Consider the following 15635-nt stretch of genomic DNA (forward strand, 5'->3'; position numbering starts at 1 on the left):
GCGTTCGCAGGCGATCCAGTCGTCGGGCGAGGTGGAGAAGCGGTAGTCGTCGCCTGGGGGTTCAGCTCGTTCTGAGGTACAGCCGACCTCGTGCCGACGACGCGTGAATACTGACGCGCCGTTGACAGGGACCGATTGTCGGCCTCAACGAGGCCAGAATGATGGGATGAGTGCGGCGATGGCGTCGAGGATGCGATCGAGTCCATGCCGGAAGCGTTCCTCGGGGGCGAGGTGGGCGGTGCGGGAGTCGAGAACCGATCGGTTGAACAGGGGGAAGGCGCCGGATTCGACGACCTGGCGGACGTACGGCCCCATGTAGTCCCGCTTCCAGCGCTCGGGGTCCAGGCCGGTGCGGCGGGCCTCCTCCAGCCAGCCGATCTCGCGGCGGATCGCGCTGTGTACGTAGTCGTTCAGCATGCCGACGAAGCCGGTGATGTCGTCGATGTCGAGCCCGAGCCCGTCGAAGGCGCCGAGTGCGAACTCGTGCACGCGCAGCAGGTTGGGGCCTAGCGTGGGCCGGCTGGTGAGCAGCGCGATCAGCCAGGGATGGCGTAGGCCGGCGGCGCGGATCTGCCGGGCCAGCAGGGTCAGGTCGCCGCGCCAGTCACCGGACGGGCCGTCGGGAAGCTCGATCTCGCTCATCGCCAGGTCGATCATGAGGTCGAACAGGTCGTCGCGCCGGGGTACGTAGCGGTAAAGCGACATGGCGCCGGTGCCCAGCTCGCCCGCGATCCGCCGCATGGTCGCGGCCTCCACTCCTTCGGCGTCGGCATGGTGGTCGCAGCCACCTTCCTGCCCCAGTACATGCAGCTGGTCCACAGCGCCTCGCCGATCGCCAGCGGCCTGCTGATCCTGCCCGCGATGCTGGGCATGGTCGCCGTGCTGATCGCCACCGGCCGGCTCATCAGCCGCAACGGCCGCTACCGGATCTACCCGATCCTCGGCGGCGCCATCGTGACGGCCGGCATGCTCGCGCTCCTCATGCTGCGGCCTGGCATCAACCTGGCGCTCGCCTCCGGTCTCACGCTGATCGGCGGCCTTGGTGTGGGCCTGCTGATGCAGTCCACCACGATCATCACCATCAACAGCGCCGAGCCGCGCGACATGGGGGCGGCCAGCGGCTCAGTCACCCTCTGGCACACCATGGGCGCCTCACTGGGCGTGGCCGCCCTGGGCGCCCTGTACACCGCCCGGCTGCAGGACACCCTCATCGACCACCTCGGCGCGGAGACCGCCACCCGGATCGCCTTGACGCCCGAGGCGCTCATCCAGGCCACGCCTGCCGCGCGGGAGGCGGTTCGCCTCGCCATCTCCGACGGCATCCACGCCATGGCCCTCGGCGCGGCCGTGCTGGGCGCCCTCGCCTTCGTGCTGGCCTGGTTCGTCCGCGAGGTCCCCTTGCGTGATGGCGCCCCGTCGGCCGAGCCCGCCACCGCGGCCGCGTAAGGCAGGAACCCATGCCACAGAGTGTGAAAGTCCAGCTCGTGATGGACGTCATCTGCGCGCATTCCTACCTCGGCTACACCCGCTTCGCCCGCGCCGCGAACCGGCTCAGGACCGAGGGCGCGCAGGTAACGGTGGAGTTCCTGCCCTTCGAGCTCGCCCCGGGCGCCCCGGCAGGCGGGCAGCCGCTCCTGGCGGTCCTGGAACAGACCTTCGGCCCGCAAGCAGCCGCGGGCGCGCTCGCCTTCGCCGAACGCGCGGCCCGCGAAGGCCTCCGGTTCGAGTACGCCAAGGCGATCGCCACCGGCACCTTCGACGCCCACCGCCTCATCGCCGACGCCGCGCAGCAGGACAAGGCCGAGCCCATGGCAGAGCGACTCTTTCGCGCCCACTTCACCGACGGGCTGCACATCGGCGACCCCGCCACGCTCGCCCGACTGGCCGCCGAGGTCGGTGTCACCACCGGCCACGTGCCTTCCCGGGAAGTGCGCGCCCGGCTCGACCGCGTGCGCCGCCTCGGCATCACCGGCGTGCCGGTCTTCCTCATCGAGAACCTGCCCCCGCTCACCGGATCCCAGACCGAGACCACACTGCTGGCGGCCCTACGACAGGCCGCGATCACGAAGGGAGAACACCGTGACCACTGACCCGCTCCGGCTGGCCGTCATTGTCGGCAGCGTCCGCGACGGCCGCCTCGGTCCGACCGTGGCCACCTGGTTCGCCGGCCAGGCCACAGCACGCCCGGACCTCGACGTCGACATGATCGACCTGGTCGACGTGCCGATCGGCGGGGCGGCCCCGTCGATGTCCGCGCCTACGCCGGTGCTGCAGGCCCTGAGCGAGCTGACCCCGCGGCTGGCGTCCGCCGACGCGTTCGTGGTGGTGACCCCCGAGTACAACCACAGCTACCCGGCCGGCCTGAAGAACGCCATCAACTGGCACAACCAGCAGTTCCACGCCAAGCCAGTGGCGTTCGTCTCCTACGGCGGCATCTCCGGAGGCCTGCGCGCGGTGGAGCACCTGCGTGCCGTCTTCGCCGAACTGCACGCCGTCACCACTCGCGACACCGTCAGCTTCCACGGCGCCTGGGAGTGCTTCGACGGCAACGGACAGCCGAAGGACCCGACCGGCCCGGCCGCGGCCGCCAAGACCCTGCTGGACCAAGTGACCTGGTGGGCGCGCATCCTGCGCGACGCCAAGACCACTACCCCCTACACCGCATAAAGCAGAAAGGCATGATCATGACGACATTGACCGGCAAGACGGCGCTGGTGACCGGCGCCAGCCGGGGCATCGGCCGCGCGATCGCCACCCGGCTGGCCCGCGAAGGCGCCCGCGTCGCCGTCCACTACGGCGGCAACTACGCCGCCGCCAAGGACACCGTCGCCACCATCGAAGCGTCCGGCGGGCAGGCCTTCGCCGTCCAGGCCGAGCTGGGCGCGCCCGGCGACGCCGAAGCCCTGTGGACCGCCTTCGACGCGCACGCCGACGGGCTGGACGTCCTGGTCAACAACGCGGGCATCCTCGGCGGTCAGACCGAGATCGACGGCGTCACCCGGGAGGGCCTTGAGCGCCTGTTCGCGGTCAACACCACCGCCCCGTTCTTCATCACCCAGCAAGCCCTGCCACGGCTGCCCGACGGCGGGCGGATCATCACTGTGGGCACCATGCTGACCCGCGGGGCGGCCATGCCCAGGGCGATCGACTACGCCATGTCCAAGGCCGCACTCGACGTCATGACCGTCGCGCTGGCCAAGCAGCTCGGACCGCGCGGCATCACCGTCAACCTCGTGCCCCCGGCGTCATCGACACCGACATGCACCAAGGACGCCTGGTCGGCGAGGCCCTGGCCTGGCTGTCGTCACAGACGCCCCTCGGCCGGCTGGGCACGCCGCAGGACGTGGCCGACACCGTCGCCTTCCTGGCCTGCGACGACAGCCGCTACGTCACCGGACACCGGCTCGACGTCTCAGGCGGGACGACCATGTAACCCACGCTACCGGGCGGCCCAACGCTCGCCTGCTCGCTCCGACTCGGCGAGCAGACGAGCGCCTGTCGTGCTGAGCTTGAATAACCGGCACCTGAACGTCGGAGTCCTCTCATCGCCATCGGCACCCAACCCTGATCGCTCCGACCTGAGTGGTGGGCCTCAGAGGTGCTAGCCGGGACTGTACGGTTTTCTGGACAGGCCCTCACCGCGGCGTCGTCGGCGCGATCAACCACGAGTCGGTATGAAGCCGCAGGCCGATGTGTGCCATTCTCGCGACATGACCGAGTTTGAGACGACCACCAGCCGGGACGGACTCGCCCTGAACCGCGCGTTGTGGGATGTGCGAGCCCGCGTGCATGGTTCGACCGCTGCTGACCGGTTCTACGATGTCGACACTTTCCTGGCCGGACGGCAGACGCTGTGTGCACTGGAACGGGAGCTGATCGGCGAAGTGGCAGGGAAGGACCTCCTGCACCTACAGTGCCACTTCGGCCTGGACACGCTCAGCTGGGCACGGCTGGGCGCTCGCGTCACCGGCGTGGACTTCTCTCCGGTAGCGATCGCCCGGGCACGGGAGCTGGCCGAGCGCGCTGGTCTCACGGCCACCTTCGTCGAGGCCGACACCCAGCGGTTGCCCGCTACCTTGGTCGGCAGGTTCGAGGTGGTGGTGGCCACCTACGGGGTGCTGTGCTGGATCGCCGAGCTCGATGCCTGGATGCGTGGGGCGTCCATGGCGCTGCGGCCCGGCGGGAGCCTGATCCTGGTGGACATGCATCCGGCGTACCAGATCCTGGCCACGATCGATCCACTGGTCGCCGACTGGCCGTACGGCGGCGGCGAACCCCGGGTGGAGACGGTCACTGGCACGTACGCCGATGCCGGGTTGCGCCTGCCGGTTCAGCAGACGGTCCAGTACCCGTACTCGCTGGGCGAGATCGTGACCGCCGCCGCGCAGGCTGGGCTTGTCGTGACGCACCTGGGCGAGCACATCGCGACAGACATCGATCCCCGCAACCTCCTGCATCCGGATGAGGACAACCTGTATCGGCTGCGCTTCGGGGACTCTCACCTGCCCATCCTGTACTCGCTGCGCGCGATGTTGCCTCATGTCTGAACTGCGTATCCGCACAGGCAGGGGTGCCCCTTAGAAGGAGCCACACCCGTCGCCTGGGGTCCAGATCAGCGGGCGTGAGGTGCGCCATCAGACCCGGATGAGCGCTGCAGCCAGCTCAGCATTGCGCTGGGCGAACTCGGCCCATTCAGGCGGCGTGACGGCGCTCGCCCGGGCGGCGTCCGAGCGACCACACTCGCGCTGGTCCCATCCATTGAGGCGCCCGCCGCGGATGGTGAACGTGACGGCGAGGCCGTCTGCCCACCCGCATACGTCCTGGTCGCCGCCGCCGTCGACGGTGACGCGCTGCACGCTCGTCACCCATTCGAGCGCAGCGAGCTCGCTGTGGATCCGAGCGGCCAGCTCGAAGTTGAGCGCCGCCGCCGCACGATCGCGCGCCGCTGTCAGCACCTCACGCGCGATCCCGGCGTCCGTCCCATCGAGCGCGGAGATGACGGCCGCGGCCAGCCGCTTTCTGGACTGCGGGCCGATGCCGCGCCGTGTGGCAATGTCGCGTTCGGCGGCTGTCAGCCGGTCACGCGTGTACGACAGCGAGAACGCCCGGTGCAGCCCCGAGACCGCCTGCCGTGTCCTCATTCCGCCGAGGTAGGGACCGAAGCCGACGACCCCATCGAACCGTGCCACGTAGCTCGTCCGCACCCCGGCGGTGTGCGGACGCGTGTCGACCACGATGTAGATCGACGTCTCCTCACCGGCGGTGCGATTCCAGGGCGGCATGTGGGTTTCCAGCAAGTTGCGTTCGAGCCATGCGGCCTCGTGCACCGAGCCGCACGCCACCGCCTCGACTCGGGCGACTTGGGCCACCATCTTCGCCAGGTGCCGGCGATCGCGCAGGTCACCCCAGTAAGACTGCACCCGGCTCCGAAGATCGGTGGCGCGCCCCAGATAAAGGATCCGGCCGTGCCGGTCGCGGAAACGATAGACGCCAGCCTGGTGAGGCAGCCGCGCTGCCGAGGACCTAGCGGACACCAGGCCGAGTCAAACATCGGCCGCCAAGGGGTGTCAATGATCGCAAACGCTGTATCGCCTGCCGCCAGCCACGCGACCATGGGCGAGGTCCGCCCGCCTCATTCAGCCGGCAGGTCGAAACGGCCCAGCGCTCTCCTGCCGTCGGTCACGATGATCTCGACGCTGTTGTCGCCGCCGACGAAGGCGAGCTCGTCGTCCCCGTCGCCGTCGTAATCCCCCGCCGCCAGCGGCTCGGCCCGGCTCACCCCGTCGACCGCGCCGCCGGCACGCAGCCCATCCGGGCCGCCCCACCAGATCCGGACCGGATCGTAGAAGCGGTTCCCCCCGCCGAAGGCGAGGTCGTCGCGGCCGTCCCCGTTGAAGTCGCCGGAGATCGCCGGACCTTGGGTTCCCTTGAATGTCGCGGTACGGCCATCCCCGTAGTAGACGGTCAAGGTCTCGTGTACCGAGGGCGCCTCCGTCTCGTAGCCGGGCTCGTCGTTGCGACTGCCGTCATCGCCGACAGCCACGTCCCTGACGCCGTCGCCGTCGAAGTCGCCGAACGCGGCCGACATTCCCTTGTTGAGCTCGCGCCCAACCTTCGACAGGCCACCGGGCCCGGTGGTGAGCAGCCAGCCGGAGGTCTGCTCGCCGTCGTCGCCCTCGTACACGAGCAGCCCGGTCGCACGCCGTCCGTCGATCCTGTCCGCGGCCATCCGCCAGAACTCCCTGCCGGTCGGCGACGGCTGGACGCTCACGCGGCTCGCAACCCCCTCGCGGCTGAACGGCCCGTACAGGATCGCCAGATCCGTGGCGCTCTGGCCGCCGGCGGGCATGCTGGGCATCGCCACGTCGGCGGCGCCGTCCCCGTTGAAATCACCAGGGACAGCCCGGTACGACCAATCACCGCTCTCCACAGGCCGCAGCACCGGAGTCGGGGGTGTCCTGGCCTGGATGCCGCGAGGGCTGCCCCAGAAGATGTGCGGCCGCGTCGGCTGGTCGTCACCCGGCCGGCCGTATACCAGGATGTCACCGAAGCCGTCGCCATCGAGGTCGGCCCTGATGCCGATGCTGTCGATCAACGACGAATAGAACGCCTCTGACGGGACGATTGTCCGCTTCCGCTGGTCGAGGCCCCGGGACGAGCTGTACACGACCGCCAGGTAGTGCAAGTTCTTGCGGGGCAGGTCGACCTCGACGACCAGGTCGGCGCGGCCGTCACCGTCGACGTCATCGGCGCGCCTCTTGCCCTCGGCCACGCGAGGCGTGGACGTCGGTAGCGCAGCGGATGTGGAGGGCGCCGGCGATCGCGAAGCCGTCTGCGGCTCGGGCCGGGGCTGGGGCCGGGGGTCACCGCCGCATGCCGCGAGCAGGAGAGCCAACGCCACCCAGATCGTCACCCTTCGCGACACAGACACAGAGCCTAGTGCGCCGACCCTTGCGCTGTCTGTGGCGAGCGGCCCGGGCTGCCCATCGAGCGAACGCGGCGCTAAAAGCGCTCTCGGACGCGTACCCCAGCTCGACCGCCAGCGACCCGACGCGGACATCGCCGTCACGAAGAGCGCGCGCTGCGCCAGCAGCATGCGCCAGCGGTTGAGATAGGTCAGCGGTGGTACGCCCGCCACGGTCCGGAAGCGTTCGGCGAACGACGTCCGCGACATCCGGGGGACCTGGCGCCTGCACCAGCGTCGTGATCCGGTCGACGTGGTCGCGCAGGGTCGGGTCGAACAGCGCAACGCAAACGAGCTGGTGGCTGTACTGATCCAACTCAAACGTGGTGTCGGTGACCTGACCCCGCGCACCGACCCCCAAGCGGCCGCCCTCCGGGTCGCGGAAGAACATCGACATGCGGAACACCACGTACGGGTTCGGCGGGTGCCACTCCCACCGCATCGCCTCCAGCCACACCCGCTGCGACCACGTGCTGTATTCGTACTCGCCGACCTTGAGGAAGACGGCTGGCTTCACCCCACGCGCCTGCCTGGGACGGGCGCGGCGCTGTCAGTGGGGCGTTCGGCCCCCGCGGCACGCGCCGAACTCACCGCCGGAGACTGAGCCGCACCATCGCCCCGTTCAAGAGTGCCCGATGATCTGGTGTGGCCGGTAGGGGGCCTCTAGGCGGGCCGTCTCCTCTTCGCTCAGGGACACCTCCACCGCCGCGATCGCGTCGTTCAGATGACCCACCTTGCTCGCCCCGACGATCGGTGCGGTCACCCCAGGCCTGCCGAGAAGCCACGCGAGCGCGAGCTGCGCCGGCGGCAGGCCTCGTTCGCCGACGACCGCACGCACCACGTCGACGACGTCGAAGTCTGCGTCCTCGTACATGCTGTCGGCCAGCCGGTCGCTGCCGGATCGGACCGTGCGCGGCCGGCTGTCGCGGTGGCGGCTCCCGGTGAGCAGTCCGCGTGCCAGTGGGCTCCACGGGATGACGCCCACCCCCTGGTCCAGGCAGAGCGGGATCATCTCTCGTTCCTCCTCCCGGTACACGAGGTTGTAGTGGTTCTGCATCGACACGAACCTGGTCCAGCCGGCCGTCTGAGCAGTGTGCTGCGCTTTGGCGAACTGCCAGGCGTACATGCTGGAGGCCCCGATGTAGCGTGCCTTGCCGGCCCGCACCACGTCGTGCAGGGCCTCCATGGTCTCCTCGATCGGCGTCTCGTGGTCCCAACGGTGGATCTGGTACAGATCGACATAGTCGGTTCCAAGCCTGGTCAGCGAGGCGTCGATGGCGGCCAGCACGTGTTTGCGGGACAGCCCTCGGTCGTTCGGGCCCGGCCCCGTCGGGAAGTAGACCTTCGTGGCGAGAACGTAGTCGTCGCGGCGCGCGAAGAGCTTGCTGAGCAGCCGGCCGGTGATCTCCTCGCTCGTGCCGCCGGAGTACATGTCGGCGGTGTCGAAGAACGTCACGCCGGCCTCGACCGCGCGCCGTACGATCGGCTCGGCCGCGTCCTCGCGCAGCAGCCACTCCCAGGAACTGGGATCGCCGTACGTCATCATGCCCAGGCAGATCCGGGAGACCTGCAGTCCCGACGAGCCCAGCTTCAGGTATCGCATTTCGTCTTATCTTCCTGTGAGAGCGTGGTCTTCACCGCGGCTAGAGGAGGCCGAAGTTCCCGATGGAGCGCGACTGAGAGCACCACGAGCCCGACTCCGGCGAGCTCGGCCAGTGAGGGGAGTTGCCAGAGCACCACGATGCCGATCACCGTTGCCGCGGCCGGAAGCAGCGCCACCAGCAACGCGTACGTGGACCGAGCCATGCGTGCCATGGCGAGTTGATCGCACACGTACGGGATCACCGACGAACAGATCCCCACCCCGATCCCTGCGGCGAGTGTGACGGGGTCGATCACCGCGGGAGCGGCCTGCCAAACACCCACCGGCGCGACGAACACGCAGGCGATGAGCATGGCGGCGGCCAGCCCCTCGATGCCGCTGACGCCGCGCAGCCGCCGAGCCGTACGGTGGGCCAGGACGATATAGGCGGCGAACAGAACCGCGTTGGCGAAGGCGAACACCAACCCCAGCGGCTCCCCGGCCAGCCGGATGCCGGTCAGCACGTAGACACCGCCGACCGCTGCCACGAGTGCCACGAGGTTACGCACCGTACGGGCACCGAGCGCGGCCAGGACGATGACCGGCAGAAACTCGATCGCGGCGACGGTCCCCAGCGGAACGCGGGCGATCGCCAGGTAGAAACAGATGTTCATGGCCGCGAGCACCGCGCCCCAGGCGATGATCGTACGACGCCCCTCGACGTCGAGCCGGGCGAGGGTCCGCCAGGGGCGACGCCAGAGTGCGAAAACAAGTGCGGCGCTCCAGATCCTCAGTGCCGCCACCCCGAGCGGGGCGAGCCTGGCGAACAAGAGCACGGCGAAGGCCGGGCCGAGGTAGTGGAAGACGGCGCTCCCGATGAAGTATGTCCAGGGAGGCGCCGCGGACGGGACAGCGCGAGGGCCGGTGGGCGGCATGACCCCCATCGTCGGCCAACCCGTAATTTAGGAGAATGGCGAATCGAAAGATCAGACCCGAGCGGGCCTACGAACCTAAGGGAATCGACGCCCTCGACCTTCGTATTCTGGCCGAGCTGCAGGTCGACGCCAGAGTGAGCTTCGCCGAGCTGGGCCGCCGGGTCGCCCTGTCGGCCCCGGCGGTGGCCGACAGGGTGCAGCGGCTGGAGGAGACCGGAGTGATCACCGGCTATCGCGCCGAGGTCGACCCGCGGGCCCTGGGCTTTCCGGTCACCGTGATGGTTCGTATCCGCCCGGCGATCCGGGAACTGCACCGTATCTCCAAGATCGCCCAGGAAGTTCCCCAGATCGTCGAGTGCTACAGAATGACCGGCGACGACTGCTTCTACTTCACGATGCACCTGCGGGCGGTCGACGAGCTCGAACCGATCCTCGACCTGTTCACCCCGTACGGTCACACGACCACGTCTCTCATCCACACAGCGCCCGTGCCGCGCCGCCCCCTGCTCCTGGAGTGAGACTCGGGCCCGCCTAACGGACTATCGGCGCGGTCTCCGGTGTGCCGACGGGCGAGACCAGCTCCAGGGATGCGACCGGGCCACGCTCAGCCGCGGCGTCGCCGGGCCGACGAGTCCGGTTTCGTAGGTGATGCAGGCGTCGCCTTTGATCATTGTGCGTGAGAACCCGTTGAGACGACCATGTTGTGAGCACGGCGGCGGGCATTGATCACGAAGCATCGCGGGCGAGGAGGGCGCGACCGAGTGCATATGCCTCGGCCAGATCGTTGCCGCGATAGCTGACGGTCGCCAGTTCAGAAAGGTGATGATCGGCGTTCACCGCGACCGTCTTGGTCAGCCACCGGAACAGCGGAGCATCCGACATCGAATCCCCGTAGGCCACGCACCGTGAGCGCACGAGATCGTACTGCTCGCACATCTCCTCCACAATGCGGACCTTGTCGCGTGGAGTGAGGATTTTGGCCGGATCGAGCGGCTCCAGGAGGGGAAGCGCCGGGAACTGGGAAGCCACCACAGCATCGAAGCCCAGCTCAAGAAGATGCCGTGCGAAGAAGTCAGGCGACATGGTGATCACCACGCATCGCTCACCGCGCTCACGGATGTCCGTGCAGACCTCTCGAATACCGGTCAGCCACGGACTGGCGGCGAACGCCTCGGCGACAGCCGACGGCGTCAAATCTCGCCACAGCTCATGGATAGCGGCCGCGAACCCTCGAGTGTCGATCTCACCGGCCGCGAACCGCGTTTCCAGCTCGACCAACTTCTCCGTAGATCCGAGATGCCGGGCGATCTGCAGGCTGGCCGTCGATCCCTCGAGCAGCGTTCCGTCCATGTCGAAGACGTGCAGAGTCATCACAGCAGGTAAGTGTGGGCGATCGACCGCGTACGACACCAACGGATAATCGTGCGCTCCAAGGCCCAAGTCCCTCCTCACATCGACAAAGGCCCGACGCGGGCAGACCGTTCCATCGCGTACCCGGAATCGGTAGCGCAGCGGTGACTCACCCACCTCCCGTTTGAACGCGGTGCTGAAAGCGCTCTCGGACGCGTACCCCAGCTCGACCGCCAGCGACCCGACGCGGACATCGCCGCGGCCCGCGCCAGCTCCTCCAACCCCCAAGACTTCCCGGGTTCGGCATGCATGATGGTGAGCGCCGGGCGCAACCATTCGTCGGTCAGCAGTCGCAGCTGTCCCTTCCGGATGAAGTTGGCGGCCGGGACGGTTCTGGCCAGCGGCACGACACCTTGGTCCGGACGGTTTCGAGCGGAGTTGTTCAGGCCGGCGGAGTCGAGCTGAGCATCTTCGAGCTGGACGGCGCGGCCATCCCCACAACGGTCGGACCCGTACTGGCCGGATCCTGATCGGTCTCCGTCGGAGGAAGCGGCCAGGGGTGTCGCGCCGCGGGGTTCGGGGTTCCCTGCGACATGTCCAGGAACGGGACAGCTGTTGCGCCTGACGATGAGTCGGGGTGTGGCCGGGGTGCGGCCAGGGGCCGTACCCGATGCTGCGCATGACGGTGGCGGCTGACGCTGTTTTCCATGACTCGCATATGGAGATCCCGCGGCGTCCGGAGGACGGTGTCGATCCTCCTCGCCGCCCTGCTGGCGCTCTGCTCCACCGTCGGGCTCGGGCCGGCCGCGCTCGCCGCGCCGGCCCGCGCGCACGTCGTCGACGAGCAGCGGGTACGGCCCCGCGTCGTCGACCTGACCATCGACTCGCCCGCCCTCGGCAAGACCGCGAAGGTACGGCTTCTCACCCCGGACGGCTGGGAGCGGCGCGGCCCCCGTGACCGCTGGCCGGTGCTCTACCTGCTGCACGGCCTGGGCGACTCGCACGAGACCTGGACCCGTGACAGCGACGTCGAACGGCTCGCCGAGCTGCGCGACGTCCTGGTCGTGATGCCGGAGGCCGGGTTCGCCGGCTACTACACGAACTGGTGGAACGACGGGGCGTACGGGCCACCGGCATGGGAGACGTTCCATCTGACCGAGATGCGCCGCATCCTCGAACGCGACTACGGCGCAGGCAAGCGGCGGGTCGTCGCGGGCCTGTCCATGGGCGGCTACGGGGCTTTGGTCTACGCCGCTCGGCATCCCGGGCTGTTCCGGGCGGTGGCCAGCTACAGCGGGCCCGTCCACCTGCTGCATCCCGAGCACGTGCGCAGGTGGCGGGAGGCGTTCAAGGAGGCGCCGGAGTACCGCGGGCTCTGGGGCGATCCCGTCGCCCAGCGCGCGATCTGGAAACGCCACGACCCGTACGCGCTGGCTCGGCGGCTGCGGCCCGTTCCGGTGTTCCTGAGCTGTGGTGACGGGCGTCCCGGCCCGCTGGACGAGGCCGGAGCGAAGGCCGACGAGATCGAGGCGTTCGACAACGTGCTGAACCGCTCACTGGCCAGGCGGCTGGAGCAGGTCGGGGTGCGCGTGACCACCGACTTCTACGGGCGGGGCACGCATTCGCCGGCGTACTGGGAGCGGGAGCTCCATCGGTCGCTGCCCATGCTGCTGAGCGCGTTGCGGTCGGCGAGATAGCTCAAGAGGGCCGGGGAATCCCATCGATCACGGTCGGGCCCGACAACTCAGCCTGAACACCGACACGAGCGCTGGCCGTACTGACGGATCGCGAACGCCGAACCCATCCGATTGCCCGTCACCTCGTCGAACAGCCGGTCAAGACTGCCGCGCAGGTTGGTCGCCGCAGCAGCCGACGCCCGGACGTGCCCCAGCGGCACACCCGCGCGGTGCGGGGCCTCACCGCCCCGGCTCGGGAGCGAGGGGCGGGCCATCGGGGAGCCCGCCCGAGTCGCGCCAGGTGGCGAGGAACCCCTCCGCCACGGCGCACGAGCCCGCGAACGGGCCGCCGGGGTGCTCCAGCGACGTGGCGGTAAGCCGGCCAACCCGCTGCCCCACCAGGGCCCGCGCCGAGGCGGCGTCGGAGACCTGGCCGGCCCGTTCGGCGAGGTAGCCGATCGTGGCGCCGGCCCCGCAGACGAAGTCCGCCAGCGTCACCACGCCACGCTCCAGCAGCGTACGCAGCCCGGCCGCGGTGTAGGGCACGTTCGCCGCCGGGGCGACCACGCGGGCGCGTACCCGGGCGGCGCGCTCGGCCGTCAGGGCGCCGGTACGCGCGCCGGGCACCAGCACGTCCGCGGCCGCCTCGTACAGTGCCCTGGCCGGGTGCACGGGCAGACCGAGCCGGCCTACACAGGCGTCGCCGTGCTCCGCGCGCAGCCCTTCCAGGGCGGTGACGTCCAGCCCGGAGGGGTCGGCCACGCAACCGTGCAGGGTCGAGAGGGCGACGATGCGCGCGCCCCGCCGCGCGGCCTCCCGCACCACGGCGCCACCCACCTTGCCGAACCCCTCCACCGCGAGCGTTCGCCCGGCCAGACCGCCGAGCGCGGTCTCCGCGGCAACGACCACGCCCAAGCCGGTCACGATGGTGTCCACCAGCTCGCCGCCGACCTCTTGGTGCATCACCGAGTCGGTACGGTAGCCAGGCAGCGGGGCGAAGTCCTGCGTACGCGTGCCCAGATCCGAGGCCGTGAGGAAAACGCCCTTCTCGACCAGCGGGGTGATCTCCTGGCAATAGCGGGCCACCGTGGCCGCCCGGTCCTCGGCCTTGGCCCGCAGCACCGCCTTGGCACCGCCGATCCGCTCGCCGAGCACGGCCAGCTTGTACGTCATCGCCCGCGCCAGCAGCCCGGCTTCGCCGCGGGTGACGTCCGGGGCGAGCCGCGTGCCGCCTGCGCTCGTCGGGCAGTCCAGGTCAAAGGCGATGTACCCGTCCACCGAGGTGAGTTCCATGATCCTCATGCGCGCTCCTCATGTCGTCCGATCGGCGCCTGCCAGCGCGATGACCACGCCTGCCGACCAATCTCGACGCGAACCGGTGCCATGTCCATGGCCGGGAGCGGGGCGCGCCGTACAAACTTGCCGTCTGGGGCGATCCGCCTGGAGGGCTAGGATTCCGCGCATGCAGCGTCCCCTCGCTCACGAGCTGGCCGTCGGTCTGCTCGCCATCCTCTGGCTCGGTCTCATCGGCGGCATCGTGCTCGTCTGGCGGAACGACGCCGCCCCCTTCGAGATCTTCGCGGGGGTGTTCTGGAGCTCGGTCTGGTATTTCTGGCTTGCCCGGGTCTGGCGGGGCGGGCCGATGGCGATCGGGCTGATGCGCAAGGCGCTCTTCGCGATCTGCCCCATCATGATCGGCGGCGCCGCCATAGCCATCGGGATCAGCGGTGGCAAGGTGTACCCGTCGCAGCTGATCGGGATTGCGGCCGCGCTGTGCGGCATCGTCGGCGGGGTGCTGCTCGGTCGCGAGGATGTCAAGCGGTGGAGCCAGTCCACTGTAGAGGCGAAGGTGCTCCGCCAGCCGCCCGACGGAACCGCCTTCGACCTGCGGGCCGCCGCGCTCAGGCAGAACAGGGGGATGTTCGGCTGCCTGATGATCGTCATCGCCGCTGTCGTACTGATCGTGGTCGGCGTCATCGGCGGGATGTTGCCCGAGGACCGGGGGGTGAACGCCCTGGACTACATCGCCTTCATGGTCGGCGTGGTGCTGGTGGCGGCCATCGGCATCGCCGGATATATCCGAATAAATCTGCAGGCCAAGGCCATGGGCGTACTGACCGTCACCGAGCGGGGCATCAACGACCACCCGTGGTCCAGGCTCCGCTCGGCCGCCCTGTCATACGTGGGCGAAGCGGGGATCGTGGCCGGGGTCCGCAGGTACCCGGGCGCGCGGCTCGACCTGTCCCTCTACGACGAGCCGGACGAGCACCACCTCGCCCTGCCCAACGACGCCAACCTGCACGGCGCGATCGCGGCAGCGCTGGCGACGCACTGCCCCGACGGTGTGTTCCTCGGCTGGGTCCAACGGGCGGAAGGACGCCGTCATCGTGTGCATGGCCGATCCCTGCCAGGTCAGCCTTCGTGATTGAGCAGCTCCGCTGCGGCCGTCGGGTCCATGACCGTCGACCAGACCTGTTCGCCGGGGAGGAGCGTACGCGTGGGCAGGGCCATCTCCAAGAACCATCCATCCGGGTCACACCCGGGCATGTTACGCAGGACCACCGCGGTGAGATTGGGAGGCACCGAACCGGTGATGTGAACAGCCGCGTAGGTCCCGTGCCCCTGATCGGCACGCACCAGGATGCCTAGGGTGAAGGTGTCGAACTCGATGACATGCTCATGACCGTCGTTCAGCGACGCACGAACCAGCGAAGAGAGGCCGAATCCGTTGAGGGCGCGGCCGTCTATCTGGGCGAATGCGGCGGGTCGATGATGCTGTTCGAACTCGGCGGATTCAGTTACGCCCGGCAAAACGCCCTCCTCCCCGGAGCTTCGATGACCACCGCATTGACGTGGCCGCGCCGCACCCTGCTCGGCGCTGCGGGACTGGGCCTGCGCGGCACTGCCGCCGAACTCGCACACCGCCGCCTCCGTCCGCTCTCAGGACATGGCCGCCAGTCACCTGCGCGCTTATTTCGCCCAGCCGGTGGAGCGATCTACCGCTGAAGAGATAGGCCAGGAATCATCTCCGGGAAACGAGATGCACCGTGCACCAACCCCGCCCCTGGGGCGAAGAATCAAAGCAGCCATATCAGTTTTTTGCCAATAAGGTAGCATTTCTCGATCGA

At 69.2% G+C, this 15635-nt stretch carries 16 protein-coding genes and 2 pseudogenes; 8 read left to right on the plus strand and 10 right to left on the minus strand.

Annotation, left to right across the window (positions count from 1 at the left end):
• Positions 1-144: 144 nt before the first annotated feature.
• A complete protein-coding gene (locus OHA25_RS15015; RefSeq protein WP_327588179.1) occupies positions 145-741 on the minus strand; it encodes a TetR/AcrR family transcriptional regulator C-terminal domain-containing protein in 597 nt (198 codons plus the stop codon).
• 27 nt (positions 742-768) lie between these two features.
• On the opposite strand from OHA25_RS15015, the pseudogene OHA25_RS15020 reads away from it, so the two are divergent.
• From OHA25_RS15020 to OHA25_RS15040, 5 genes and pseudogenes are all read left to right on the plus strand, one after another.
• Positions 769-1446, plus strand: a pseudogene (locus OHA25_RS15020) (MFS transporter); the annotation flags it as partial.
• Positions 1447-1469: 23 nt separating this feature from the next.
• Positions 1470-2090, plus strand: coding sequence for a DsbA family oxidoreductase (locus OHA25_RS15025; protein WP_327588180.1), 621 nt, complete (start codon positions 1470-1472; stop codon positions 2088-2090).
• Complete coding sequence (locus OHA25_RS15030; protein WP_327588181.1) at positions 2080-2667, plus strand: NADPH-dependent FMN reductase; 588 nt, start codon at positions 2080-2082, stop codon at positions 2665-2667. The genes OHA25_RS15025 and OHA25_RS15030 overlap by 11 nt, the downstream gene beginning before the upstream one ends.
• Before the next feature lie 11 nt (positions 2668-2678).
• A complete protein-coding gene (locus OHA25_RS15035; RefSeq protein ID WP_442942113.1) occupies positions 2679-3605 on the plus strand; it encodes an SDR family NAD(P)-dependent oxidoreductase in 927 nt (308 codons plus the stop codon).
• Positions 3606-3710: 105 nt separating this feature from the next.
• Complete coding sequence (locus tag OHA25_RS15040; RefSeq protein ID WP_327588182.1) at positions 3711-4547, plus strand: class I SAM-dependent methyltransferase; 837 nt, start codon at positions 3711-3713, stop codon at positions 4545-4547.
• 87 nt (positions 4548-4634) lie between these two features.
• On the opposite strand, the gene OHA25_RS15045 is transcribed toward OHA25_RS15040, so the two are convergent.
• The 5 genes from OHA25_RS15045 to OHA25_RS15065 form a co-directional block, all read right to left on the minus strand.
• Entirely contained in the window at positions 4635-5534 is a 900-nt protein-coding gene (locus OHA25_RS15045; protein WP_327588183.1) for a GIY-YIG nuclease family protein, read from the minus strand.
• Between the two features lie 98 nt (positions 5535-5632).
• Positions 5633-6772, minus strand: a complete 1140-nt coding sequence (locus OHA25_RS15050) for an FG-GAP repeat domain-containing protein (protein WP_327588184.1) — start codon at positions 6770-6772, stop codon at positions 5633-5635.
• A 91-nt stretch (positions 6773-6863) separates the two neighbouring features.
• Positions 6864-7481, minus strand: a complete 618-nt coding sequence (locus OHA25_RS15055; RefSeq protein ID WP_327588185.1) for a hypothetical protein — start codon at positions 7479-7481, stop codon at positions 6864-6866.
• A gap of 105 nt (positions 7482-7586) precedes the next feature.
• On the minus strand, positions 7587-8567 hold the full coding sequence (locus OHA25_RS15060) for an aldo/keto reductase (RefSeq protein ID WP_327588186.1): 981 nt from the start codon (positions 8565-8567) through the stop codon (positions 7587-7589).
• Positions 8555-9481: an EamA family transporter gene (locus tag OHA25_RS15065; protein ID WP_327588187.1), complete on the minus strand. Its 927-nt coding sequence runs from the start codon at positions 9479-9481 to the stop codon at positions 8555-8557. Before OHA25_RS15065 ends, OHA25_RS15060 begins: the two co-directional genes overlap by 13 nt.
• Positions 9482-9516: 35 nt before the next feature.
• Here OHA25_RS15065 and OHA25_RS15070 point away from each other — a divergent pair, with 35 nt between their 5' ends.
• Positions 9517-9999 (plus strand): Lrp/AsnC family transcriptional regulator, encoded by a 483-nt coding sequence (locus OHA25_RS15070; RefSeq protein WP_327588188.1) that lies wholly within the window; start codon positions 9517-9519, stop codon positions 9997-9999.
• 208 nt (positions 10000-10207) lie between these two features.
• Here OHA25_RS15070 and OHA25_RS15075 read toward each other — a convergent pair whose 3' ends face one another.
• Positions 10208-10852, minus strand: a complete 645-nt coding sequence (locus OHA25_RS15075) for an HAD family hydrolase (protein ID WP_327588189.1) — start codon at positions 10850-10852, stop codon at positions 10208-10210.
• Positions 10853-10993: 141 nt separating this feature from the next.
• Positions 10994-11512 (minus strand): annotated as a pseudogene (locus OHA25_RS61330) (hypothetical protein); the annotation flags it as partial.
• A gap of 26 nt (positions 11513-11538) precedes the next feature.
• Between OHA25_RS61330 and OHA25_RS15080 the strand changes: the two are divergent.
• Entirely contained in the window at positions 11539-12528 is a 990-nt protein-coding gene (locus OHA25_RS15080; RefSeq protein ID WP_327588190.1) for an alpha/beta hydrolase, read from the plus strand.
• Between the two features lie 219 nt (positions 12529-12747).
• Here OHA25_RS15080 and OHA25_RS15085 read toward each other — a convergent pair whose 3' ends face one another.
• A complete protein-coding gene (locus OHA25_RS15085) occupies positions 12748-13809 on the minus strand; it encodes a Glu/Leu/Phe/Val dehydrogenase dimerization domain-containing protein (RefSeq protein WP_327588191.1) in 1062 nt (353 codons plus the stop codon).
• 160 nt (positions 13810-13969) lie between these two features.
• Here OHA25_RS15085 and OHA25_RS15090 point away from each other — a divergent pair, with 160 nt between their 5' ends.
• Positions 13970-14932, plus strand: a complete 963-nt coding sequence (locus OHA25_RS15090) for a hypothetical protein (protein WP_327588192.1) — start codon at positions 13970-13972, stop codon at positions 14930-14932.
• On the opposite strand, the gene OHA25_RS15095 is transcribed toward OHA25_RS15090, so the two are convergent.
• On the minus strand, positions 14920-15429 hold the full coding sequence (locus OHA25_RS15095; RefSeq protein WP_327588193.1) for a hypothetical protein: 510 nt from the start codon (positions 15427-15429) through the stop codon (positions 14920-14922). The two genes, OHA25_RS15090 and OHA25_RS15095, sit on opposite strands and share 13 nt — an antisense overlap.
• Between the last annotated feature and the right edge of the window lie 206 nt (positions 15430-15635).

It is taken from the genome of Nonomuraea sp. NBC_00507 (assembly GCF_036013525.1).
Lineage (GTDB): Bacteria > Actinomycetota > Actinomycetes > Streptosporangiales > Streptosporangiaceae > Nonomuraea.

What these genes read in the sequence shown, in the direction of transcription:
- OHA25_RS15040 (WP_327588182.1), top strand. Translation starts at nt 3,711, where the DNA reads ATGACCGAGTTTGAGACGACCACCAGCCGGGACGGACTCGCCCTGAAC.
- OHA25_RS15015 (WP_327588179.1), bottom strand. Translation starts at nt 741, where the DNA reads ATGCGGCGGATCGCGGGCGAGCTGGGCACCGGCGCCATGTCGCTTTAC.
- OHA25_RS15070 (WP_327588188.1), top strand. Translation starts at nt 9,517, where the DNA reads ATGGCGAATCGAAAGATCAGACCCGAGCGGGCCTACGAACCTAAGGGA.
- OHA25_RS15085 (WP_327588191.1), bottom strand. Translation starts at nt 13,809, where the DNA reads ATGAGGATCATGGAACTCACCTCGGTGGACGGGTACATCGCCTTTGAC.
- OHA25_RS15060 (WP_327588186.1), bottom strand. Translation starts at nt 8,567, where the DNA reads ATGCGATACCTGAAGCTGGGCTCGTCGGGACTGCAGGTCTCCCGGATC.
- OHA25_RS15075 (WP_327588189.1), bottom strand. Translation starts at nt 10,852, where the DNA reads ATGACTCTGCACGTCTTCGACATGGACGGAACGCTGCTCGAGGGATCG.
- OHA25_RS15080 (WP_327588190.1), top strand. Translation starts at nt 11,539, where the DNA reads ATGACTCGCATATGGAGATCCCGCGGCGTCCGGAGGACGGTGTCGATC.
- OHA25_RS15090 (WP_327588192.1), top strand. Translation starts at nt 13,970, where the DNA reads ATGCAGCGTCCCCTCGCTCACGAGCTGGCCGTCGGTCTGCTCGCCATC.
- OHA25_RS15065 (WP_327588187.1), bottom strand. Translation starts at nt 9,481, where the DNA reads ATGCCGCCCACCGGCCCTCGCGCTGTCCCGTCCGCGGCGCCTCCCTGG.
- OHA25_RS15035 (WP_442942113.1), top strand. Translation starts at nt 2,679, where the DNA reads ATGATCATGACGACATTGACCGGCAAGACGGCGCTGGTGACCGGCGCC.